The 23,918-nt window shown below is 34.3% G+C and carries 20 protein-coding genes and 1 pseudogene; 16 read left to right on the top strand and 5 right to left on the bottom strand.

All coding sequences use genetic code 11. The features are described 5' to 3' along the window. Window positions 1-8: 8 nt before the first annotated feature. Window positions 9-1,172 carry a glycosyltransferase family 2 protein gene (locus ACFX5F_RS03410; RefSeq protein WP_379849922.1) on the bottom strand — a complete coding sequence of 388 codons (1,164 nt, stop codon included), beginning with the start codon at window positions 1,170-1,172 and terminating at the stop codon, window positions 9-11. 312 nt (window positions 1,173-1,484) lie between these two features. Between ACFX5F_RS03410 and ACFX5F_RS03405 the strand changes: the two genes are divergently transcribed. From ACFX5F_RS03405 to ACFX5F_RS03390, 4 genes are all read left to right on the top strand, one after another. Then, window positions 1,485-3,347: an ABC-F family ATP-binding cassette domain-containing protein gene (locus ACFX5F_RS03405; protein WP_379849920.1), complete on the top strand. Its 1,863-nt coding sequence runs from the start codon at window positions 1,485-1,487 to the stop codon at window positions 3,345-3,347. A gap of 325 nt (window positions 3,348-3,672) precedes the next feature. Further along, window positions 3,673-3,858 carry a hypothetical protein gene (locus ACFX5F_RS03400; RefSeq protein WP_379849918.1) on the top strand — a complete coding sequence of 62 codons (186 nt, stop codon included), beginning with the start codon at window positions 3,673-3,675 and terminating at the stop codon, window positions 3,856-3,858. Window positions 3,859-4,003: 145 nt separating this feature from the next. Beyond that, on the top strand, window positions 4,004-4,306 hold the full coding sequence (locus tag ACFX5F_RS03395; protein ID WP_379849916.1) for a nucleotidyltransferase family protein: 303 nt from the start codon (window positions 4,004-4,006) through the stop codon (window positions 4,304-4,306). Next, window positions 4,296-4,637: a HepT-like ribonuclease domain-containing protein gene (locus ACFX5F_RS03390; RefSeq protein ID WP_379849914.1), complete on the top strand. Its 342-nt coding sequence runs from the start codon at window positions 4,296-4,298 to the stop codon at window positions 4,635-4,637. Before ACFX5F_RS03395 ends, ACFX5F_RS03390 begins: the two co-directional genes overlap by 11 nt. An 83-nt stretch (window positions 4,638-4,720) precedes the next feature. On the opposite strand, the gene ACFX5F_RS03385 is transcribed toward ACFX5F_RS03390, so the two are convergent. Further along, window positions 4,721-5,026 carry a hypothetical protein gene (locus tag ACFX5F_RS03385; protein ID WP_379849912.1) on the bottom strand — a complete coding sequence of 102 codons (306 nt, stop codon included), beginning with the start codon at window positions 5,024-5,026 and terminating at the stop codon, window positions 4,721-4,723. A 286-nt stretch (window positions 5,027-5,312) separates the two neighbouring features. On the opposite strand from ACFX5F_RS03385, the gene ACFX5F_RS03380 reads away from it, so the two are divergent. After that, window positions 5,313-6,116, top strand: a complete 804-nt coding sequence (locus tag ACFX5F_RS03380) for an O-methyltransferase (RefSeq protein ID WP_379849910.1) — start codon at window positions 5,313-5,315, stop codon at window positions 6,114-6,116. Window positions 6,117-6,168: 52 nt separating this feature from the next. Here the strand turns inward: ACFX5F_RS03380 and ACFX5F_RS03375 are convergent, their stop codons facing one another. Continuing rightward, entirely contained in the window at window positions 6,169-6,852 is a 684-nt protein-coding gene (locus ACFX5F_RS03375) for a DUF6565 domain-containing protein (RefSeq protein WP_379849908.1), read from the bottom strand. Between the two features lie 352 nt (window positions 6,853-7,204). On the opposite strand from ACFX5F_RS03375, the gene ACFX5F_RS03370 reads away from it, so the two are divergent. The 7 genes from ACFX5F_RS03370 (at window position 7,205) to ACFX5F_RS03340 (ending at window position 16,206) form a co-directional block, all read left to right on the top strand. Beyond that, entirely contained in the window at window positions 7,205-7,891 is a 687-nt protein-coding gene (locus ACFX5F_RS03370) for an ABC transporter ATP-binding protein (RefSeq protein ID WP_073207524.1), read from the top strand. Between the two features lie 153 nt (window positions 7,892-8,044). After that, the gene (locus tag ACFX5F_RS03365) at window positions 8,045-8,902 is read left to right on the top strand and encodes an ATP-grasp domain-containing protein (protein WP_379849906.1); all 858 of its coding nucleotides are present in this window, start codon (window positions 8,045-8,047) and stop codon (window positions 8,900-8,902) included. A 53-nt stretch (window positions 8,903-8,955) separates the two neighbouring features. Next, on the top strand, window positions 8,956-9,525 hold the full coding sequence (locus ACFX5F_RS03360) for a cob(I)yrinic acid a,c-diamide adenosyltransferase (RefSeq protein WP_379849904.1): 570 nt from the start codon (window positions 8,956-8,958) through the stop codon (window positions 9,523-9,525). 162 nt (window positions 9,526-9,687) lie between these two features. Continuing rightward, the gene (locus ACFX5F_RS03355) at window positions 9,688-9,909 is read left to right on the top strand and encodes a DUF2795 domain-containing protein (protein WP_007138072.1); all 222 of its coding nucleotides are present in this window, start codon (window positions 9,688-9,690) and stop codon (window positions 9,907-9,909) included. An 84-nt stretch (window positions 9,910-9,993) separates the two neighbouring features. Then, complete coding sequence (gene secA / locus ACFX5F_RS03350; RefSeq protein WP_379849902.1) at window positions 9,994-13,368, top strand: preprotein translocase subunit SecA; 3,375 nt, start codon at window positions 9,994-9,996, stop codon at window positions 13,366-13,368. A 488-nt stretch (window positions 13,369-13,856) separates the two neighbouring features. Next, window positions 13,857-15,575, top strand: coding sequence for a serine hydrolase (locus ACFX5F_RS03345; protein WP_379849900.1), 1,719 nt, complete (start codon window positions 13,857-13,859; stop codon window positions 15,573-15,575). Between the two features lie 295 nt (window positions 15,576-15,870). After that, a complete protein-coding gene (locus ACFX5F_RS03340) occupies window positions 15,871-16,206 on the top strand; it encodes a hypothetical protein (protein ID WP_379849898.1) in 336 nt (111 codons plus the stop codon). 493 nt (window positions 16,207-16,699) lie between these two features. Here the strand turns inward: ACFX5F_RS03340 and ACFX5F_RS03335 are convergent, their stop codons facing one another. Beyond that, window positions 16,700-17,515, bottom strand: a complete 816-nt coding sequence (locus ACFX5F_RS03335) for a haloacid dehalogenase type II (protein ID WP_379849896.1) — start codon at window positions 17,513-17,515, stop codon at window positions 16,700-16,702. A 125-nt stretch (window positions 17,516-17,640) separates the two neighbouring features. Continuing rightward, window positions 17,641-18,303: a TrmH family RNA methyltransferase gene (locus ACFX5F_RS03330; protein WP_379850399.1), complete on the bottom strand. Its 663-nt coding sequence runs from the start codon at window positions 18,301-18,303 to the stop codon at window positions 17,641-17,643. A 217-nt stretch (window positions 18,304-18,520) separates the two neighbouring features. On the opposite strand from ACFX5F_RS03330, the pseudogene ACFX5F_RS03325 reads away from it, so the two are divergent. The 4 genes and pseudogenes from ACFX5F_RS03325 to ACFX5F_RS03310 all read left to right on the top strand — a co-directional run bounded on the left by ACFX5F_RS03325 (window position 18,521) and on the right by ACFX5F_RS03310 (window position 23,903). After that, window positions 18,521-19,214, top strand: a pseudogene (locus ACFX5F_RS03325) (SIR2 family NAD-dependent protein deacylase). Between the two features lie 67 nt (window positions 19,215-19,281). Next, window positions 19,282-20,628, top strand: coding sequence for an adenylosuccinate lyase (purB, locus tag ACFX5F_RS03320; RefSeq protein ID WP_379849894.1), 1,347 nt, complete (start codon window positions 19,282-19,284; stop codon window positions 20,626-20,628). 30 nt (window positions 20,629-20,658) lie between these two features. Further along, window positions 20,659-21,432 carry a polysaccharide deacetylase family protein gene (locus tag ACFX5F_RS03315; RefSeq protein WP_379849892.1) on the top strand — a complete coding sequence of 258 codons (774 nt, stop codon included), beginning with the start codon at window positions 20,659-20,661 and terminating at the stop codon, window positions 21,430-21,432. A gap of 230 nt (window positions 21,433-21,662) precedes the next feature. Beyond that, window positions 21,663-23,903, top strand: a complete 2,241-nt coding sequence (locus tag ACFX5F_RS03310; protein WP_379849890.1) for a cation:proton antiporter domain-containing protein — start codon at window positions 21,663-21,665, stop codon at window positions 23,901-23,903. Window positions 23,904-23,918: the final 15 nt, after the last annotated feature.

Genomic DNA, 23,918 nt, shown 5'->3' with positions numbered 1-23,918 from the left:
GTAATTTTTCACTCAATTTTCACTACCTCTCCTCTTTCCCTCGAATTATCACTTCCAATTAAAAAATTGGCATTTTTGGGTAAAATTCTAAAGGTAAAACCTTTATTTTTTGATGATTCCATAAAACGTATGCATTCTTTGAAAGAAATAAATTCGTTATCCAACATGATTTCCGTTTCTGTTTCCCTTTTAACAGAAGACGAAATTACCATTTTTTCTGTTTTTAAATCGTGAAAAGAGACTTTATTTTGAAAAATCAGAGCCAGTTTATTTGCTATTTCCTTGTTCGAAGAATAAAAAATAAAAGATTTTGGTCTTGTTCTTATTTTAGGCTGACCTTGAAACATTTTCACAAAAGAGAAAAACACAATTCCTGCTTTCATAAATAAAGAAAAGACTACCGAAGCCTTAAAGTGTTTTTTATAAAAGAAATTCATCGCTTCCTGAAACCGTTTCATATAAATTCCGTCCTTAATTGTACTTTCGCCTTTATAATGTATGATCGCTGTTTCATGAAAATAATAATTCAACTTTCCTGTTTTCAGTACCCGATAAGACAAATCAATATCGTCTGAGTACATGAAACAATCTTCATCAAAACCACCAACTTGCTGATACAAATCTCGTTTTATAAACATAAATGCCCCCACAAGAATTTCAACTTTTCCGTTTTCGTTTTCGTCTAAATGTTGCGCGTAATACTGCCCGAAGATTCTTGATTTAGGAAATATTTTATACAGGCCTGCCACCTTTGTAAATGCCACAAAAGGTGTTGGAACACCTCGTTTACTTTCCGGCAGGAAGTTCCCGGTGCCATCAATGAGTTTCACTCCTACAATTCCTAAGTCTGTTTGCTTATAGGCGAAGTTTAACACTTTAATGAATGTATCTTCGGCGACAACCGTATCGGGATTCAGTATGCAAACATATTCTCCTTGCGCATGGGCTACGCCGATATTATTCCCTTTTGGGAAACCTAAATTTTCTTTATTTCGAATGAGTCTTACGTTCGGGAAACGCTGTCTCATCATGTCACAACTGTCGTCTTGCGAATTATTATCGATTACAATTATTTCGCCGTCAATGGATTCTAATGCGTTTTGAACGCTTAAAACACATTGTTCCAAAAAATACCGAACGTTGTAATTGAGAATAATGACGGATAGCTGCATTTTTCAAAGATATATTTTAAGATGCAAAGACCCAAAGATTCAAAGTGTAAAAAATCAAAAAACATGTTTCTCCTTAGCCCCGACAGAGCCGATATCCTTTGAGAGGAACGAACAAAGATAAAGGTGAAGGCGGGAACGATGCTTCCAAATAAAACCCAATCATTCGCTCCTATAAATTAGCCTAACCTTTTTAGTTTTAACATTACTTGAACCACAAAAACTTGAAACTTGGTTTAAATGAATTACTTTTGCAAAAAAGTTATGTTTCGTTACGAATTCATACCTTATAATTTATAACTCATACCTTACAAAGTGAATTACCTATCTGTTGAAAATATCTCGAAATCTTTTGGTGAGAGAACGCTTTTTGAAAATATTTCTTTTGGAATTAATAAAGACCAAAAAATAGCTTTTATAGCCAAAAATGGCTCTGGAAAAACCACTATTATGAGTATCATTAATGGTTTAGAAGAGTCAGATACCGGTCAAGTTGTTTTGAGAAAAGGCATCAAAATGGCATTCTTGTCGCAAAATAATAATTTGCAGGAAGAATTGACGATTGAAGAAAGCATCTTCGCTTCGGATAATGAGACTTTGAAAGTGATTGAAGCGTATGAAAAAGCATTAGAAAATCCGGAGGATGAAGAGGCGTACCAAAAAGCTTTTGACGGAATGGATCAGCATAATGCATGGGATTTTGAGACACAGTACAAACAAATTTTATTCAAACTGAAGTTGGAAGATTTCAAATTGAAAGTAAAAAATCTTAGCGGTGGACAGAAAAAACGTTTGTCATTGGCTATCATTTTGATTAATCGTCCTGATTTATTAATTCTGGATGAACCTACAAATCACTTGGATTTAGAGATGATTGAATGGCTAGAAAGTTACTTCACCAAAGAAAATATTACGTTGTTTATGGTGACGCACGACCGTTTCTTCCTGGAACGTGTTTGTAATGAGATCATCGAATTAGACAACGGAAAATTATACCAATACAAAGGAAATTACTCTTACTATTTAGAGAAAAAAGAAGAACGCATCGCATCTGAAAATTCGAGTGTGGATAAAGCGCAAAATCTTTTTGTGAAAGAACTGGAGTGGATGCGCCGTCAACCAAAAGCGAGAACGACAAAATCGAAATCGCGTCAGGATGATTTTTATGACATTAAGGAGAAAGCACAAAGCCGTCGTCGTGAAAATAAAGTGGAGCTTGAAATTAATATGGAACGCATGGGAAGCAAGATTATCGAGCTTCACAAAATCTCCAAAAAATTCAAGGATCATGTGATCATGGATAATTTCAGTTTTGATTTTCAACGTGGCGAACGTATTGGAATTATTGGAAAAAATGGAACCGGAAAATCGACTTTCTTGAATTTATTGACCGGAACTTTGCCACTTGATGCGGGAAAAGTGGTAATCGGTGAAACGATAAAAGTGGGTTATTATACCCAAAGCGGAATCAACCCAAAACCGGGTCAGCGCGTTATTGATGTAATTAAAGAATACGGAGAATTCATTCCGTTGATGAAAGGAAAATTGATTTCGGCTTCGCAATTGTTAGAGCGTTTCTTGTTTGATGCTAAAAAACAATATGATTTTGTGGATCGATTGAGTGGTGGTGAATTGAAACGTTTGTACTTGTGTACGGTTTTGATTCAGAATCCAAACTTCTTGATTCTGGATGAACCTACCAATGATTTAGATATCGTAACACTGAATGTATTGGAAAGCTTCCTTTTGGACTATCCTGGTTGTTTGGTCGTGGTTTCGCACGACAGATATTTCATGGATAAAATTGTGGATCACTTATTCATTTTTAGAGGTGATGGTGTGGTCGAAGATTTCCCAGGAAACTATTCTGATTTTAGAGCCTACGAAGACAGTGTTGATGTAGCTCAAAAAGAGGATAACAAAGCCGATAAGAAAGACTGGAAACAAAACAATCCAACTGGAAACCTGACGTTCAATGAGCAAAAAGAATTCCAGAAAATCGAGCGAGAAATCAAAGATTTAGAGATTCAGAAAGTAGCCATCGAGAAATTATTTTCAGATGGAAAAGTGGAAGAAAACAATGTATTGACCAAAGCCAAGGAATTAGAAAACATCAACAATAAAATTGAAGATAAAGAGGAAAGATGGTTTGAGCTGAGTGCTAAGATAGAAGGATAAAAGCCCCCTAACCCCCGAAGGGGGAATAGAAATAGATATTTTACGTTATTTACAACCCCAACACTTTTAGCGGTAACGCTGAAAATATTGGGGTTTGTTTTTAGACAAAAGAAAAGACGATTCTTAATCATCAGAAAATTTACAATAGATAAAAAGTTGTTTTAATGATTTGTAATTGTTTATTCCTATTTTAGCTATATTAAAAAGATGGCACATGTCAGACCAAACTACCCAATTATATGTGGATTGTTATTTTGATAAATCTCTATGTAAATTGGGTTAAATTATATAGCCAAATAAAGGAAATTATTACTAATTCAACTAAATGAAACAAATTATTCAAAACCAAACTATTAGTTTTGATACTCATCAAGCTGGTGACGGACGAAAAATTGATATTGAAGAACTTCATATGCATAAACGTATGAATGATAAGAAATTTAAAGGAGTTGATATTAAAATTCCATTAGATCCAAATAAATCGATAATTTACCCGCTCTTCGAAGTATAAAATAGTTCTTGATAAAGCTGCGCAAACGTCTCTGACTTTGTGCCCACAAAAGTGAATCATACAATTGATCAGATTAGTATTCGCTTAGTCAAAAATTCTGGTAAATGAATTATTTTGCGTATTTTTGAATTATACTATTTAAACCATGAATCCAATAGAAAGCCATACCGCGGATATAACAAAATTATGTAAAACGCATAATGTTAAATCATTGTATGCATTTGGCTCCGTTTTAACTGAAAAATTCAATACGGAAAGTGACATTGACTTAATCGTTGAATTTCAACCGTTAGATGTTTTAGATTATGCCGATAACTATTATGATTTAAAATTTTCATTAGAGACCATATTAAAAAGAGAAATTGATTTGCTTGAAGAAAAAGCAATCAAAAATCCTTATTTTAGAAAAGCTATAAATCAAAATAAAAAACTGATTTATGGACAATAACATTAAAACTTGGCTTTATGATATTTTAAGTTCCATTAATGAAATAGAAAGTTATTTTATTGATAGATCAAAAGAATTCAAAGTCTATGAAAATGATCTAAGGACTAAAAGAGCTGTCGAAAGGAATATTGAAATCATTGGCGAAGCCATGAATCGGATTCTAAAAGAAGATAGCGAAATCATCATCTCTAACTCCAGAAAAATAGTAGATGTTAGAAATAGAATAATTCACGGTTATGATTCGGTTTCAGACGACGTGATTTGGGGAATTGTAATAAGACATTTACCCATTCTACAGAAAGAGGTCGAAAAAATGCTGGGGGAACAGTAACTATTTCTGTCTTTAAAACAAAAACCACAACAAAATCTAATTCTGTTGTGGTCTTGCTTTATAACTTATCCTTTGCAAATAACTTATGCCATAAACAAGGTATGTTTGTGGTAGTTGTATAAAATCGAATCGTAAAGGGTTAATTTAGGCGCTACTTTTTCTGAAGCAGCATCAAAATTGATACCGTTGTGTTTACGAAACAAGTACACTTCTTTCAAACAGTTTGACAACCTCTTATGAATTAACGTCTTAAAAGTTGGCAATTGCTTGTCTCCTACCAAAAAATCAATTTGGTAATTAGAACTCGTTTTCGATAGATTATTCCCGATGATCCTTATAGTAAATTTTGTCGGAATTCCGTTTTGTTCCCCTTGATACTCTATTACCATAGTATTTAAAATTAAAATGTGATTAAATTAAAATTTATGCTCAACTTTTATAGTTACTGAATTCAAAATTAAAGATAACAAAAAAAAGAAAACTGCAGAATTATAGCCTTTAAATTATTAATTATTGGCAAATTAATTAATAAAATGACCCCAAAGCTCCCATTTCTTTTTCGTTTAACCAAAAAGGATGCAAAATATAGTTTTAAATATAGAATTATAATTCCTCTTTTGTAAAATCGCTTTGTATCTTCGTGCCCACTTTGTGAAACACTGTCTCCTAAACGCTATGCTATTCCAGATCAAAACGTACATACAATTTCTTTGGTATTCTAAAAACGAACATGCAGTACACTCCCCTTTTGTATTCAGCTTGATTACAAAATGTTTTTATAATACTAAAACAAAACCGGAATATGCAATTTTAAAAAAGTACAGGAATTCACTTTTAGAAAATAACAATACAATTGAAGTAACTGATTTTGGTTCGGGTTCGAAAGTTTTCAAATCCAATACAAGAGAAATCTCCAAGATTGCAAAAACCGCTGGAATAAGCCCAAAACGCGCTGAATTGCTGTTTAGAATTGTCAGTTATTTTCAGCCTCAGAGTATTTTAGAAATCGGAACTTCTTTAGGATTAGCGACTGTTGCCCTATCGCTGGGATCCCGAATCCCGACGCTTCGGGACGGGACAAAGGCAAAAATAACCACACTCGAAGGTTGCCCTGAAACGGCAAAAATTGCTAAAGAACAATTCATGCAATTTGGTTTAACCAATATAAATTCCATTGTAACAGAATTTAACAGCTATTTGAGTGACTTTCGACTTTCGACTTTCGACTTTCAACTCATTTACTTCGACGGCAACCATCAAAAACAAGCTACATTAGACTATTTTGAACTTTTATTGCCCACAATTACGAAAGAAACCGTTTGGATTTTCGATGACATTCATTGGTCGTCAGAAATGGAAGAAGCATGGGAAATCATAAAAAACCATCCTGCAGTTACCGTTACAATAGACACTTTTCAATGGGGTTTGGTATTTTTCAGAAGAGAACAACCAAAAGAACATTTTACAATTCGGGTATAAAAAAAATGACCGCCATTACTGACGATCATTTCTCACTTAAACCAACAATTATTTATTGTTTTGCATCTCTCATTTCTTCAGATTTTGCTCCCATTCTATTTACTTTTAACATTGGAGCAAATTTAAATTTCAAACCCGCAATTTTTCTATTGTCGTCAGAAGAAAGTCCTTCTTTTTCAACGGTATTTTTTCTACTGTCTAATGCTTCATACATTACTTTTATCTCGTCCCAATCCTCACGAGAATAACTGTCCTTATTGTCTTCAGCAGTATGAATAAACTGTTGGTAAACACTATGAATATTGTCTTTATTTACCCAGCTAAAATTCATATCATCCCCAATTTTTCCTTGTCCAAACAAAGCATTTCTCAACTTTTGTTTTGAGTTAACTGGAGAAGGAGTTGCAGCTGCTTCCACTTTAACTTCCATATCAGCTTGCATTTTAGCTCTTAACGCAGCATACTTAGCTTTACTTGCATCTATTCTTTCCTGCGCTTTTTCTTTATCTTTTAAATTTTCTAAAGCAGCTTCTGCATCATTAATTCTCATTTGGTATGAAGCATCAATTGCTTCCCAATTTGTTTTAGCATCTGCTTCAGCAACATTTCCAATTGAATCTACATATACAACATAGGTATCAACTTTTTTCTCTGCTTCCGTTGCTTTCTCGTTCTTACATGATGTAAATCCTAATGCGATTACTGCTGTTCCTAATAATAAATTTCTACTTTTCATAATTTAGTGATTTAATTAAAAATATTTCTTGTACAAATGTATAGCAATTTACAAAAAACTCAATAATTAACCAAAAATTATGAAAATAATAAAATAAATTATGAAATAAAAAGAGTTATACAAATAATTAAATAACTTATTGGTGAAATTATATAAAACACAAAACTGTCTTTTTAGGTATTAAAATTGAAGAAAAAAGCTAAAACGGGAATTTAAAAGAATTTCAGACCATTTTTGAATTCCAATTATGGAACAATACTGTAACAAATTTAAAAAACAACTACTTATTTATAATCCAAAAGTCTTTTGTACTTTTAAAACCTGAATACCATCTCTAAAATCTAAAACCTAAATGGCCAATCCATTAATTAAAATATCCAATATAAAGCGGGATTTTGTTCTCGGAAACGAAATCGTTTATGTCCTAAAAGGCATTGATTTAGAAATAAACAAAGGGGAATATGTTGCATTAATGGGACCTTCCGGTTCCGGAAAATCAACTTTGATGAACCTTTTGGGTTGTTTGGACACGCCTACCTCAGGAACTTATATTTTGAACGGTAAAGATGTGAGTAAGATGAAAGATGATGAATTAGCCGAAATACGTAACAAAGAAATAGGCTTCGTTTTCCAGACTTTTAACCTTTTGCCCAGAACAACTGCACTGGATAATGTGGCTCTACCCATGATTTATGCGGGATTTTCTAAATCAGAAAGAAATAAACGTGCTTCCGAAGTATTAGAGCAAGTAAATCTTGCTGATAGAATGGATCACCAGCCTAACCAACTTTCGGGCGGACAAAGACAGCGTGTCGCAATTGCACGTGCTCTAGTCAACAAACCGTCAATCATCCTTGCCGATGAGCCTACGGGGAATCTGGATAGCAAAACATCGCTTGAAATCATGAAACTTTTTGGGGACATTCACGCTAACGGTAACACGGTGATTCTGGTAACTCACGAAGAAGAGATTGCCGCTTACGCACACCGAATCATTCGTTTAAGAGACGGACTGATAGAAAGTGATACTGTTAAATAGTTTTTCCACGAGCTATTTCCGGCTATACGTTACAATCTTTTTCTTGTAATTCTTCCTTCGTAAGAATTACAAGAAAAAGGATTTCCACTTCTATCCGGGCTAGGCAATCGAACTGACAACAACATTTATAATTCCAATAATACTTCATCTAAAATGAAAATCGCTTTACTAACCTGCGAAAAACTTCCAGAATTAACTGTTGCAGACCAACTTTTAATTCCAGAATTAGCCAAACATAATATTGTGGCAAAACCTGTAATCTGGAGCAACAAAACCATCAATTGGAACGATTATGATTACTTGATTTTTCGCAACACTTGGGATTATTTTGAAAAAGAAACCGAGTTCAATCTTTGGCTTGACCAAATAGAAAAATTAGGAATTAAAACGCTTAATGCAATTGGAACCATCAAGCAAAACAAACATAAATTTTATTTGTGTGAAATGGAAAAACAGGGAATCCCAATCCTTCCCACCGTTTTCATAAACAAAACAAATTCGCTTAATCTTGCGGAACTCATTCCTTCACATTGGAAAAAAGCGGTCATAAAACCAGCATTTTCCGCCGGATCCTACCTCACGGAAGTCTTTGAAGTAGCAGACATTCAAAAAATAAACTCCGATTATAAAAGTATAGCGCAAGAAAAAGAATTGCTTTTACAGAAATTCATGCCCGAAATTCAAATAGCAGGTGAAACCTCTTTTATATTTTTCAATAAAAAATTCTCTCATGCGGTAAACAAGAAACCCGTTGAAGGAGATTTCAGGGTGCAATCACAATTTGGCGGAGAATACACTTTGGTTCAACCCATCCAGGATTTAATTGAAAAAGCACAAAAAATCGTGAATACATTCCCTGAAAAATTATTATATGCCAGAGTCGATGGAATTATAATCGATAACGAATTATACTTAATGGAAATTGAATGTATTGAACCCGATTTATATTTTGACATCAGTGAAGGCGCTCTTGAACGATTTGTCGCATCAATAGTCGAATTAATAGCCTAAATTTGTTGTTTACATTTTATAAATTGATCGAAAGAATAAACTGATAGCATATAATGAAAGTATATACAAAAACGGGAGATAAAGGCACTACGTCACTTTTTGGAGGAACTAGAGTTCCAAAAGACCACGCTCGAATAGAAAGTTACGGAACTGTCGACGAATTGAATTCACATATTGGATTAATCCGGGATCAGGAAATGAATGTTCACTACAAAGAAATTTTAATCGAAATTCAAGATCGGTTATTCACTGTGGGAGCGATTCTTGCCACACCACCAGAAAAAGAGGTAATGAAAAACGGAGAACTTCGTTTAAAAAAATTGGGTATTGTAGAAACTGATATTGAATTACTGGAAAATGAAATAGACGCTATGGAGAATGAGCTACCGCAAATGACTCATTTTGTATTACCTGGCGGGCACGCTACCGTGTCATATTGTCATATAGCGCGTTGCGTTTGTCGCCGTGCTGAACGTTTAGCAGTGCATTTAAGCCATAATGAACCCGTTGCTGAGATTGCAATTAAGTACCTAAACCGACTTTCTGACTACCTTTTTGTGTTGGCACGGAAGTTGTCTCATGATTTGGACGCCGTGGAAGTTCAATGGATTCCGAGGAAATAATATACCGTTTTCAGTCGCAGTTTTCCTTTCAGAAACTTGAAACTTTAAACCTGAAACATTAAACTTAAAAAGACGTTCTTAACTTTTACTAAAAATAAATCATTTTTTACTTGTCTTTTTCAGTAAAAAATTTATTTTTGCACAAAACTAAATCGACAACAGATGTATTGGACATTAGAATTAGCCTCATATTTAAGTGATGCACCGTGGCCTGCTAACAAAGACGAACTTATTGACTACGCTATTAGAGCAGGAGCTCCATTAGAAGTAGTAGAAAACCTTCAATCTATAGAGGATGAAGGCGAGATATATGAATCAATGGAAGAAATTTGGCCAGATTATCCTACAGACGAAGATTATCTTTGGAATGAGGATGAATATTAAAAAGTAAACCAAGAAAAAGTCTCAAAAGAGGCTTTTTTTTTGGTTAAATTTACACAATTATACAAATAGAAATAAAATCATATCATGAGTTTCATAAATAGCATCATAAAAGTCTTTGTTGGAGATAAATCTCAAAAAGATGTCAAAGCTTTACAACCGTATCTTAACAAAATTAAAACTTTTGAAACGAGTTTAATGTCATTGTCTAATGATGACTTAAGAGCTCGTACCACTTTTTTTAAAGACAGAATAAAAGAAGCTCGTGCAGACAAAGACGCGAAAATCGACACATTAAAACAAGAAGTAGAAAGCATTGAAGATATTGACAAAAGAGAAGATATCTATGTTGCTATTGACGCTCTTGAAAAAGAAGCATACGACATTTCGGAAAAAACCTTGATGGAAATTCTTCCTGAAGCTTTTGCTGTTGTAAAAGAAACAGCAAGACGATTTAAAGACAACTCTCAAATAGAAGTAACTGCAACTTCTCAAGACCGTGAACTTTCTGCTACAAAAAGCTATATAACCCTTGATGGTGATAAAGCGATTTGGGCTAATTCATGGAGTGCTGCGGGTAAAGAAATTACTTGGGACATGATTCACTATGATGTTCAATTAATTGGTGGAATGGTTTTGCATGAAGGAAAAGTAGCCGAAATGCAGACGGGTGAGGGAAAAACGTTGGTGGCAACTTTACCTCTTTATTTAAATGCCTTGACTGGAAACGGTGTGCACTTAGTTACTGTCAATGATTATTTGGCTAAACGTGATAGCACATGGAAAGCGCCTTTATTCGAATTTCATGGATTGACAGTGGAATGTATTGACAATTACCAACCAAGTTCTGAAGGACGAAAAAAAGCATATAATGCTGACATTACTTACGGAACAAATAACGAGTTTGGTTTTGACTACTTAAGAGATAATATGGCGCATACGCCAGATGAATTAGTTCAAAGAAAACATAATTATGCCATTGTTGATGAGGTCGATTCTGTTTTGATTGACGATGCGCGTACACCATTGATTATTTCAGGACCCGTTCCACAAGGAGATCGTCATGAATTTATGGAAATGAAACCAAAAATTGAAAACTTGGTTAGTTTACAAAGACAATTGGCTAACGGTTTCTTATCTGAAGCTAAAAAATTAATCAAGGAAGGAAACACTAAAGAAGGTGGATTCAACTTATTAAGAGCGTACAGAGCATTGCCTAAAAACAAAGCACTTATCAAATTTTTAAGTGAAGAAGGAATTAAACAATTACTTCAAAAAACCGAAAATCAATACATGCAAGATAACAATCGTGAAATGCACAAGATTGATGAAGCGATGTATTTTGTAATTGAAGAAAAAAATAACCAAGTTGAACTGACTGACAACGGAATTAAATACTTGTCTTCGGATTCTGATGATAATAACTTTTTCGTTCTTCCAGATATTGGAACTGAAATTGCAGCTATCGAAAAGAAAAAACTAGACAAAGATATCGAGGCAGAAGAAAAAGAAAGATTATTTCAGGATTTTGGTGTAAAAAGTGAGCGTATTCATACTTTGACGCAGCTTTTGAAAGCTTATGCTTTATTCGAAAAAGATGTAGAATATGTAATCATGGATAACAAAATCATGATTGTCGATGAACAAACGGGTCGTATCATGGACGGACGTCGTTATTCTGACGGATTACATCAAGCTATCGAAGCCAAAGAAAACGTAAAAATCGAAGCTGCTACACAAACATTTGCTACTGTAACTTTACAGAATTACTTCAGAATGTACAACAAACTGGGTGGTATGACTGGAACAGCTTCAACTGAGGCTGGCGAGTTATGGCAAATCTACAAACTGGATGTGGTAGAAATTCCTACTAACAGAGGAATGGCTAGATTAGACAAAGAAGATTTTATATATAAAACTACTCGTGAAAAATTCAATGCAGTAATCGAGGATGTAACTCAATTATCAAATGCAGGAAGACCGGTACTTATTGGAACAACTTCTGTGGAGATTTCAGAATTATTAAGCCGAATGCTTAAAATGAGAGGTGTTACGCATAATGTATTGAATGCAAAAATGCACAAACAAGAAGCTCAGATTGTTGAAGAAGCGGGGAAACCAGGTGTTGTAACAATTGCTACGAACATGGCTGGTCGTGGTACTGATATTAAATTATCTGCCGAAGTAAAAGCGGCAGGTGGATTAGCCATTGTAGGTACGGAACGTCATGATTCACGTCGTGTTGACCGTCAGTTACGTGGTCGTGCCGGTCGTCAAGGTGATCCGGGAAGTTCTCAGTTTTATGTTTCTCTTGAAGACAACCTAATGCGTTTGTTTGGTTCTGAAAGAGTGGCTAAAGTAATGGATAGAATGGGATTACAAGAAGGTGAAGTAATCCAACATTCGATGATGACAAAATCTATCGAACGTGCACAGAAAAAAGTAGAAGAAAATAACTTTGGTGTTCGTAAACGTTTATTAGAATATGATGATGTTATGAATGCACAACGTGAAGTAGTTTACAAACGTCGTCGTCATGCTTTATTTGGAGAGCGTTTGAAATTGGATATCGCCAACATGCTTTATGATACTTGCGAATTAATCATAGATGAAAATAAAGCGACAAACGATTTCAAAAATTTCGAATTCGAATTGATTCGTTATTTCTCTATTACCTCTCCGGTTACTCAAGCAGAGTTTAGTAAATTGACAGAAATAGAATTGACTGGTAAAATTTACAAAGCGACGCTGGAATTTTATACAGAAAAAACAGAAAGAAGCGCCAGAGAAGCATTTCCTATAATAAAAGATGTTTACGAAGATAAAAACAATCAGTTTGAGCGTATTGTAGTTCCATTTACGGATGGCATCAAAACCTTGAATGTGGTTACTGATTTGAAGAAAGCATACGATACAAAAGGAAATCAATTAGTTGCTGATTTCGAAAAAAACATCACTTTGTCTATTGTTGATGAAGCCTGGAAAAAACATTTACGTAAAATGGACGAGTTGAAACAATCGGTTCAACTTGCCGTTCACGAACAAAAAGATCCATTGCTTATTTACAAACTGGAAGCATTCAATTTGTTTAGATCGATGTTAGACAATGTAAACAAAGACGTAATTTCATTTTTGTTTAAAGGTGATTTACCGGCTCAACAAAATCAGCAAATTCAGGAAGCAAAAGAAGTTCGTCAGAAAGAAGACTATAAATTGAGTAAAGACGAAATTGCTTCGCCAGTTCGGTCTTCGACCTCGGGTCCAAATAGCGAAAATGAAAATCGTGAAGCGGGACAAACACAACAACGACAAGTAACGGAAACTATCGTGAGAGATATGCCTAAAATTAACCGTAATGATAATGTAACGATTCAAAACGTGGCAAACGGACAAATTCAAGAAATGAAATACAAAAAAGCCGAAAGCTTAATCGCCTCAGGACAATGGGTTATCGTTAACTAATAACCGTTTCAATACCTTAAATTAAATTCCCCAATTACGAAAAGTAGTTGGGGAATTTTTTTGTTCTTAATGTTCAGAAGCAATTCCCGCCTTACGCTGCAAGCTATTTGGTTTCAAACCCTTTTTCAAGTCGCTGGCAGGAGCTTCCTTCGGTCGCTCTGCCACCAGCAGAAAAAAGCGGTTTTCAACCGGCATAGGCTTTCCACTACTGTCGGGGCTAGGGATTATGTGATAAATAAGTCCGTTGACGGGTTCCCGTGATAATCCTGCATGGAAAGAATATATGTTTGAAAATAAATGAATTACTGTTTTTTTATAAGTATTTTCAGCGATTTATTTATATATTTGAAAATAAATAAAGTCTGACCTTTATCAAGCCTATCTTCCCAATTTTGGGGTGATAAGTCTGATATCGTCAGTAGTATATAATAGTTCTGCGTCATTTTAGCTAAACCGATAAAAAATTACAATCCACATTAAAAATCATTATGAAAAAACAATCAAATCCTTCTATTTTAAAAACATTTTTTTTAAGTATTATTATTCTTTTGACTACTTTAACAAATGCTGTAGCGCAAAATAAAACTGCTGAACTAGATAAATTAATGAATCAAGCTCACGCAAGTGGTGTATTTAATGGAAGTGTTTTAGTTGCTGAAAAAGGAAAAGTTATTTATCGCAAAGCTTTTGGTTATGCAAATAAAGAAACAAAACAGTTACTAAAACCAGAATTTTGTTTTGATTTGGCATCCGTTTCAAAGCAATTTACTGCTATGGGAATTATGATATTAAAACAAAGAAATGAGCTTTCTTACGATGATAAAATCACGAAGTATTTCCCTGAATTCCCTGCTTATGGGAAGGATATTACGGTACGAAATTTACTCAATAATACCTCAGGAATGCCTTTATATCAGTCATTCGCTACTAAAGATAACTTGACGAATGCTGAAATTTTAAAAATAATTGAGGAAAGAGAAGCGTTAGACGCCAATATCGGTGAGCGATATTTCTACAATAATGCTGGTTACGTGATGTTGGGTTTAATTATAGAAAAAGTTTCGAATATGTCCTTAGCGGAATTTTTGAAAGAAAATATTTTTAAACCATTAAAAATGAAAAATAGTTTGGTTGGTGATGCCCCAAAAATCGATTTAAAAAATAGGGCTCTGGGTTATTCTGTGATTGGTGAGCTTGATGATTATACAGTTTCACATACTGGTTCTACTAGTATGTTTTCAAACGTTGATGATTTGTTTTTGTGGGATCAAGCTTTATATACTGAAAAGTTAGTTTCAAAGAAAACAATTGAGGAAGCATTTACCCCTGTAGTTTTAAATAATGGTTCTTTGTCTAATTACGGATTTGGATGGTTTCTTACTCCAGAAAAAAAATCAGTTAACCATTCAGGAAGTGATTTTGGTTACCGTACATTTATCATGAGAGATTTAGACAAAAAAAACACTTATATATGGCTTACGAATGCTGGAAATGCTATTCCTAAAGATGTGATGAATGTTGCAATTGAGAACATATTAGCTTCTAAGCCTTATGAAATACCTAAGATTACTGTTTTTTCAGAATTTCAAAAAGCGTTAGAAGTAAGCTCTGTGGATGATGCTATTACCAAAACGGCCAAATCTATACAATCTAATCCAAATCTGTATATGATGGACGATGCCGCTATTAATGAATTGGGTTACAAATACCTTAACGACAAAAAATTAGCAGATGCTTTCTCCATTTTCAAATTTAATGTTGCACTAAATCCAAATTCTTCAAATGTTTATGACAGTCTAGGCGAAATTTATCTATTGCAAAAAGATACGGTCAATGCTATCGAAAATTATAAAAAATCAGTAGCTTTAAATCCAGATAATGCAAATGCAATAAAGGTTTTAAAAAAATTAGGTATTGAGACAACTGACATGATTACTGAAGTAAAAGTTGCGCCAGAAGTTCTTAAAACCTATTTGGGAAAATATCAGTTAAATGAAAATTATTCTTTTACGGTAACCGAAGACAAAGGGCAGTTGTATATACAAGGAACGGGAGAAAAAATTACAACTGTATATCCAATGGCGCAAAATAGATTTTACAGTAAGATAATTACAGCTCAGTTTACTTTTAATAGCGATGAAAATGGGCATATTGATAGTTTGACATTGAATATGGGAAAAGACATGAATGCTAAAAAGTTGGACTAAAATTAAGAGTTTATAAAAAACGAACGCACAACAGCTAAGTTTTCGTTGCGTGCGCAGCACGAACAATGAAAGCTGTGTTGAACGGAAACCCGATTGCGCGGATTTGCAATCCGTGCCCACAACTGTAAGCACTTATTCAAAAAAAAATATTAGATGTGATTGCTTCGTTCCTCGCAATGACCCGATTGCGCGGATTTGTAATCCGTGCCAACAACGATAAGCTCCTAATCAAAAGAAAACTCTAGATGTTGATTGCTTCGTTCCTCGCAATGATTCAGCTAACGGTAAAAAAAAGTTGAGTAAACTATACTTTGTCAAAAAACTTACTACGATTCCTCCTTCGTTGGAAAGACAAAGCGATGGGAATATCTGTGACTATTTTTTCGTAACTTTGAATTTAAGAATAAATGATATGGATATTCAATCTTCTAAAATAGAATTGGTAAAAATCATTCTCAACATTGAGAATGATAAATTTATCGAAAAAATTACGGAATTTATTCAAAAAGAAAAACTAGATTTTTGGGATGAATTGAGTGTTTCTGAGCAAGAGGAAATTGAGAAAGGAATAAAAGAATTGAATAAAGGAAAAAGAGTTGAGTTCAATGACTTTTTGAAAAAAATCTCTTAATGAAAGTATTTTTATCAGAATTAGCTGAAAATAAGCTTTTAAAGTTGAATGATTTTCTTTTAGAGAATTGGAATTTGAAAGTTCGAAATGATTTTATTAAAAAGTTACTTCTAAAATTGAACAAATTTCTAATCAACCTGAAAGTTGCCCGCAATCTTGCGTATTTTAAGGCTTTTTAAATGTGTTGCAACAAAACAAACCACTTTCCACTATAGAGAAACTTTGACAAAAAAGAGATTGAGATTATCACCGTTTTTGATACAAGACAAAATCCAGACCAATTAGAAAAGCACATAAAATAAATTTGACTGTTTTTTTTATAACAATGCCAATCTATCTTGGGTTTTCCTCAAAATACCGTCCTTCAATTCGTTTAATGTCTTTTATGGAATTTTTGCCAAAGCCAAACATTTTTTTAAGATTTCATTTTTGGATAAATGCCAATCAATGTTTAAATTACACAATCGGTTCGCTAATTTTTCAATGATTATAATTACTGAAACCGTATTGAAATTAGTTTATGGGCAACTGATAAAATATTCTCTTCATTAATTTCAGGTAAATTTGCAAGAGGAAACAATTGCTGTCCCGGACGACTAACAAATGCCGTTTGCCAACCTGCCCAATTTGCACCGGCAACATCCCAACCATGCGCCGCTATCAACATACAATCATTCGATTTTAATCCCATTTTTCTAGCAGCCCAATTATAAGTATCTACATGTGGCTTGAATTTACCTACGTCTTCTATACTTAAAACATCGTCAAATAGATCATGAATTCCCGCATATTTAAGTTGCGTTTCTACTGCTTTATTGGATGAGTTAGTGAAAGCAACCAATTTAAAACCTTCTTTTTTCAAAAGTAAGAGTGCTTCTTTTACTTCTGGATGTGCAGGCAATGATAAAATTGCGGCAACAGCATCTTTGGCTTGTTTATCCGTTATAGTAATTCCATTTTTGTGGGCAACCATTATGAGTGCAGCGGCTCCAATTATTCCGAAATCTTGATATTGGTTTGCTACTGTTGTAACCAATGAATATTGAAGCATTGTAGTGAACCACAAGGACATCAATTCAGGACGATCGCCAAGCGCTGCGCCAATACTTCTTTTCATCACATTAAGATCCAGCAACGTTTCATTTACATCAAAAAATAAAACCTTGGGTCTCTGGAAATATACAGTATTATATTTATCATTATTGGCTGGATCCGCCTTTGTAATCAAATTAGGCGCAATTACTCCTTCTCCTCCAACTGGCAATGTAGTATTTATTAAATCTTGGTTGCTATTTTTAAATTCTTCCATTGTTTTTCTTTTTAAATCATGCGTTAAATAAAATATACGACAAAGTATCTTGTTTCGTGAAAACAGTACAAGTTACATGATATTTTTTAAAATAAAAAACATTACCGTACCATTATATGAAACAACTATTTCACGTTTTCAGAAAAATAGCGTTCTTCAATTCGCTTGATGTCTTTTATTGAATTTTTGGCCCAAGACAAACGTTTTTCTAAAATTTCATTTTCAGATAAATGCCAATTAATTTCGGAGTTGCGCAATCGATTCGTCAAGTTTTGAATTATAATTGATGCTGAAACCGAGATGTTCAAACTCTCCGTAAAACCTACCATAGGAATTTTAAGAAAACCATCGGCGCGTTGCAAAATTTCTTCAGACAATCCGTCTCTTTCGGTTCCAAAAAACAGAGCGCTAGGTTTTGTGATATCAAAATCATCCATCAAACAATCATTCTCGTGAGGCGTAGTAGCAATGATTTGGTAGCCTTTACTTTTTAAAGTATCCACACAATTCGTAATACTGTCAAAAGTGTTGATGTCAACCCATTTTTGAGCGCCCATCGCAATTTCCTTATCGATACTTTTTCCGTATCGCTGCTCAATCACATTCAATTCCTGAATCCCAAAAACCTCGCAACTGCGCATAACTGCACTCGTATTATGCATTTGAAAAATATCTTCGACAGCAATCGTAAAATGCTTGGTTCTGTTTTCCAATACTTTCAGAAATTTTTCTTTTCGGTTATCGGTCAGAATATTTTCAAGGAAATTAAGGTAATCAATGTCGATCATTAGAATATTTATTTTTGCAAAAATAGTAAAAAAGACTAGCTTTATACCTTCAAAAGTAGATTCTGATTGCCGCTTTTGGGATTGTTTCATGAAAGTGGAATTGTAAATGTTTGCGGAATTCGCGTGAGGGATAGAGGCGGTATCCTTTTTTGGCTTTTTAGCCAAAAAGATAAAGCCGAAAGCCCGACCCTTGTGGTCACGCCCAAATTGATATAAAATGAAAAAGAAATTAGTGGTTTTGACAGGAGCAGGAATTAGTGCCGAAAGTGGCATCAAAACCTTTCGCGACAGTGACGGATTATGGGAAGGCCATAACGTCAATGATGTCGCAACGCCAGAAGGTTGGCATAAAAATCAGGCATTAGTTCTTGATTTTTACAATCAAAGACGAAAACAATTCAAAGAAGTACAACCAAATTTAGGTCATCAAATTCTGGCTGAATTAGAGAATGAATTTGAGGTGTATATCATTACTCAAAATGTAGATGATTTACACGAACGCGCCGGAAGTTCGAATGTGTTGCATTTGCATGGCGAATTATTGAAAGTCCGAAGTACGAAAAACCCAAATTATATTCTGGATTGGCGGGAGGATTTGAATTTTGGCGATTTCGATGAAAATAAAAACCAATTGCGTCCGCATATTGTTTGGTTTGGTGAGGATGTTCCTGCTCTTGATGAAGCAATAACAATTACTCAAAGTGCGGATTATTTTGCTGTTATCGGGACTTCGCTGCAAGTCTATCCTGCGGCAGGATTAATAGACTTTACAGCTCCTGAAACTCCTGTTTTTTTATATTGATCCAAAACCCATAAAAATCCCAAATCTCCGAAATCCATTGGATGTGATTGCGGAAGTCTCTTCTGAAGGAATGAAAACGCTAAAAAAGAAGCTAATCGGGCTTATTTAAAAACCATTCGTTTTCTATTTTGCCACGAAAGGTTTATATTTGTGCCTTTCGAACAAACAACACAACAATGACTACTTTAAACGAATTGAATGCTATATCGCCAATCGACGGAAGATATAGAAACAAGACTATTTCGCTAGCTCCTTTTTTCTCTGAAGAAGCTTTAATCAAATACCGCGTATTGGTTGAAATTGAATATTTTATTGCTTTGTGCGAAGTTCCTTTGCCACAACTTACAACTGTAAACCCAGATTTATTTGAAAGTTTACGTAACATTTATAAAAATTTCTCTACTGAAGATGCGCTTTGGATCAAAGAAACGGAGAAAGTAACCAACCACGATGTAAAAGCAGTAGAATACTTTATCAAAGACGCTTTTGAAAAATTAGGATTATCCCAATATAAAGAGTTCATTCACTTTGGCTTGACTTCTCAAGACATAAATAACACAGCGATTCCGCTTTCTACAAAAGAAGCTTTCGAGAAAGTGTACATGCCTTCATTAATTACTTTAACTTCAAAATTGAAAGATTTAAGTGTAGAATGGAAGGATATCCCAATGCTTGCCCGTACACACGGACAACCGGCTTCGCCAACTCGTTTGGGTAAAGAAATTGGTGTTTTTGTAGAACGCCTAGAGGAACAAATGCGTTTGTTGTTTAACATTCCTTTTGCAGCTAAATTTGGAGGGGCAACAGGAAATTATAATGCGCATCACGTGGCATATCCACAAATTGACTGGAGAACATTTGGAGGGAAATTTGTGGAGGAAAACCTTGGTTTACACCACTCCTTCCCTACTACACAAATTGAACATTACGATCATTTCGCAGCATTTTTTGATGCTTTGAAAAGAATAAATACAATTATTATTGATTTAGACAGAGATATTTGGACATATGTCTCCATGGAATATTTCAAACAAAAAATCAAAGCGGGAGAAATAGGTTCCTCTGCTATGCCACATAAAGTAAACCCAATTGACTTTGAAAATTCAGAAGGGAATTTAGGAATTGCCAATGCTATTTTCGAACATTTATCAGCTAAATTACCGTTGTCAAGATTACAACGTGATTTAACAGACAGTACTGTTTTGAGAAATATTGGTGTACCAATGGGACATACTTTAATTGCTTTTGAAGCTACTTTGAAAGGATTAAACAAATTATTACTTAACGAACCAAAATTTCACGAAGATTTAGAGAAAAACTGGGCTGTTGTTGCCGAAGCAATTCAAACCATTTTACGTCGTGAAGGATATCCTAACCCTTATGAAGCCCTTAAAGGATTGACCAGAACCAATGAAGCTATTGATAAAAAAGCAATTCACGGTTTTATTGCTACCTTAGACGTTTCTGAAGCGATTAAAGCCGAATTAATGCAAATCACTCCTAGTAATTTTCTGGGCATATAAAAACAAAACACTGACAAAGTACAAAGCAACATGAACAAAAATATTTTTAAATTCATATTACTTTGTACTTTTTTTTTATTTTCCTGTGAGAATAAAAAAACTTCTAAAAAAAGCAACCTTACACATGCTAACGCAGGAGTTGTTATTTCTTTTGATGACACCAATATTAATGAATGGTATCATGCAAATAAAATCTTGCGTGAATATTCCTGGAAAGCTACTTTTTGTGTTTCAAAAATTAATACGTTAAGCCATTCTGAAATAAAGAAACTCAAGCAATTGCAAAAAGAGGGACACGAAATTGCAGGACATGGTTTCCACCATTTTGACGCACCTAAATTTGTTGCTAAAAACGGGATTGACGCCTACATTCAGCAGGAAATAAATCCGATGCTTGCTTTAATGCTTTTTTATAATTTTAAAGTAACTTCATTTGCTTATCCTTTCGGTTTTAGAAATGCTGACATTGATCAAGCACTTTTGAAAAAGTTTAAAATTATTAGGGGAACAACCTATGGAGCGCAAGATCCATTTTTCCAAAATTGCTATTACAATAACTCCAGAGTAGTTTATGGAATAGGTATTGATACGGATCATCCCAATTTCAGCATTCCGTATCTTGTGAGATTATTGGATTATGCTAAACAAAAGCATAAAATTCTGGTATTGTTTGGTCACAAACCGGTTCTGAAAGTAACAGCCAATTATCAAACTAAAATGGAAACATTAAAACTGATTTGCAATTATGTCAAACAACATAATATGACGTTTTATAGTTTGTCTGAATTAAACAATTTAAAATAACATTTCATTGCAAGAGTGAAATCTATTAATTTTATAAAAACACAAATGCTTCTGGCAATTTAGCCAAGACAAAAGTGAAAAGCCTTGAGGGAAAAAATCATTTTTTCTTGCACTTGGAGAGCGACCAAAGGAAGCTCCTGCAAAGGGAATAGAAAAACGATTTATGACTGAGTCCCGAAGCGTCGCGATGAAATGGATGGCTGGAATAGCTCCCAAATAAAAATAAAACTATGGATACTGAAGCAATAGTAGCGGAAACGACACATCACCTACAGCCATTGATAAGCGATTTGGGATTAATCCTGATGACAGCAGGAGTTGCCGTTTTGTTGTTTAAAAAAATCAAACAACCGCTGGTTTTGGGGTATTTGATAGCGGGATTTTTGGCAGGAAATCATTTTGATTTTTTCCCTTCGGTGACTGATATTAAAAGCGTGGAAGTTTGGGCAGAGATTGGAGTGATCTTTTTATTGTTCAGTCTTGGACTGGAATTCAGTTTTAAGAAATTGATGAAAGTGGGCGGAACCGCTTCAATAACCGCGATTACACAAATTGTTACAATGGTCATAGTTGGTTATTTTGTTGGCCAATGGATGGATTGGTCTAAAATGGACAGTGTCTTTTTAGGGGTTATTCTTTCGATTTCATCTACTACTATTATTCTCAAAACCTTTGAAGAATTAGGCGTTAAGGCTCAGAATTTTGCCGGAATAGTAATTGGCTCCCTTATTGTTCAGGATATTATTGCCATATTAATGATGGTATTATTATCGACTGTTGCCGTTAGCAATCAATTTTCAGGAGGCGAATTATTGCAATCAGTCTTGAAACTGGTGTTTTTCTTAACGATTTGGTTTGTTGGCGGTATATTTTTTATTCCAACCTTACTTAAAAGAGCGAAGCATTTACTATCCGACGAAATGTTGCTTATTATTTCGCTTGCTTTATGTTTGATGATGGTTATTCTGGCTGCCGATGTTGGTTTTTCACCTGCCCTTGGCGCCTTTATTATGGGTTCTATAATTGCCGAGACTACGCAAGCAGAACACATAGAGCATTTAGTAAAACCGGTTAAAGATTTATTTGGAGCAGTTTTCTTTGTGTCTGTTGGAATGTTAATCAATCCTCAAACTTTGTATGAGCACGCAATTCCAGTGCTTATTCTTTCTCTTATAACCATTTTCGGACAATCAATAAGCTCGACCGCTGGTGCATTACTTTCTGGACAACCCTTAAAACAATCCGTTCAAACGGGAATGAGTTTGTCGCAGATTGGAGAATTCTCCTTTATCATTGCGACATTAGGAATGACCCTAAATGTAACGAGTTCATTTTTGTATCCGATAGTGGTAGCAGTTTCGGCGGTGACGACATTTACTACTCCGTTTATGATCAAATTGTCCACGCCATTTTCAGAATATTTATCTAAAAAATTGCCTAGAAAATGGACCAAAAGAATTGAACGTTACAGTGCGAATGCCCAAGCCATTAAATCTGTTAGCAATTGGCAGATTGTAATTAATGCTTATCTCGTTCAAGTCATTGTTCACTCGGTAATAATATTTGCTGCCATTTTACTCTCCTCTAAATATCTTTTGCCATTGGTTACTGATTTTCAATTTGGTAATGCTATAGGTGCCTTAATTACTTTGGTGGTTCTTTCTCCTTTTTTATGGGCACTTTCTTTACGTCGTGTTGCAGTAAATGAAGTCGCTGTTTTGCTGGAAGAAAGAAAATATCGAGGGCCAATTCTGATGATGCTGCTCTTAAGAGTACTTCTTACCATATTTTTTATCGGGTTTTTATTAAATATTTTCTTCTCTCCAATTGTTGCTTTTATAACACTAATTGTAGCGTTGATCGTTTATTTTGTTTTCCAAAAAAGACTAAATGCACAATATCATCGAATTGAAAATCATTTCTTAAAAAACCTAAATGCCAGAGAAATAACAAAAGCCAAAAGAAGCCGAAGCGATTTATCTCCTTGGGATGGACACATGACTTTTTTCGACATTGCCACAGAATCCAATATTGTAGGAAAGACATTGGAGGAATTAAAAATTAGGGAACAAATAGGAATAAATATTGCTTTTATTAAGCGAGGTGATATTATGATCAATATTCCCAATAAAAACGAACGATTATTTCCAGGTGATGAAATATGTGTTATAGGTACTGATGCGCAGGTAAAAGAATTCAAATCATATTTAGACCAACATGAAATTGATGTTCCCGATACGCTTACCGAAGCCGAAATTGTATTACGACAAATAGAATTAAAAAATGAATCTTATATTGGCAAAAGTATTCGGGACTCCAAATTGCGGGAGAAAACTAACGGTTTGGTTGTAGGCATCGAAAAAAAGGGAAAAAGAATCTTAAATCCCGAATCAAATATAGTATTAGAGAAAGATGATATTCTTTGGATTGTTGGAAATAAAAAGTTACTAGCTGATTTGGTTCATAATTAGACATAAAAAAAGTGC

It is taken from the genome of Flavobacterium zhoui, from assembly GCF_042787235.1.
Classification (GTDB): Bacteria; Bacteroidota; Bacteroidia; order Flavobacteriales; family Flavobacteriaceae; genus Flavobacterium; species Flavobacterium zhoui.
The sequence above is the reverse complement of the archived record's forward strand: the minus strand, read 5'-3'. Positions and strand labels throughout refer to the sequence as shown.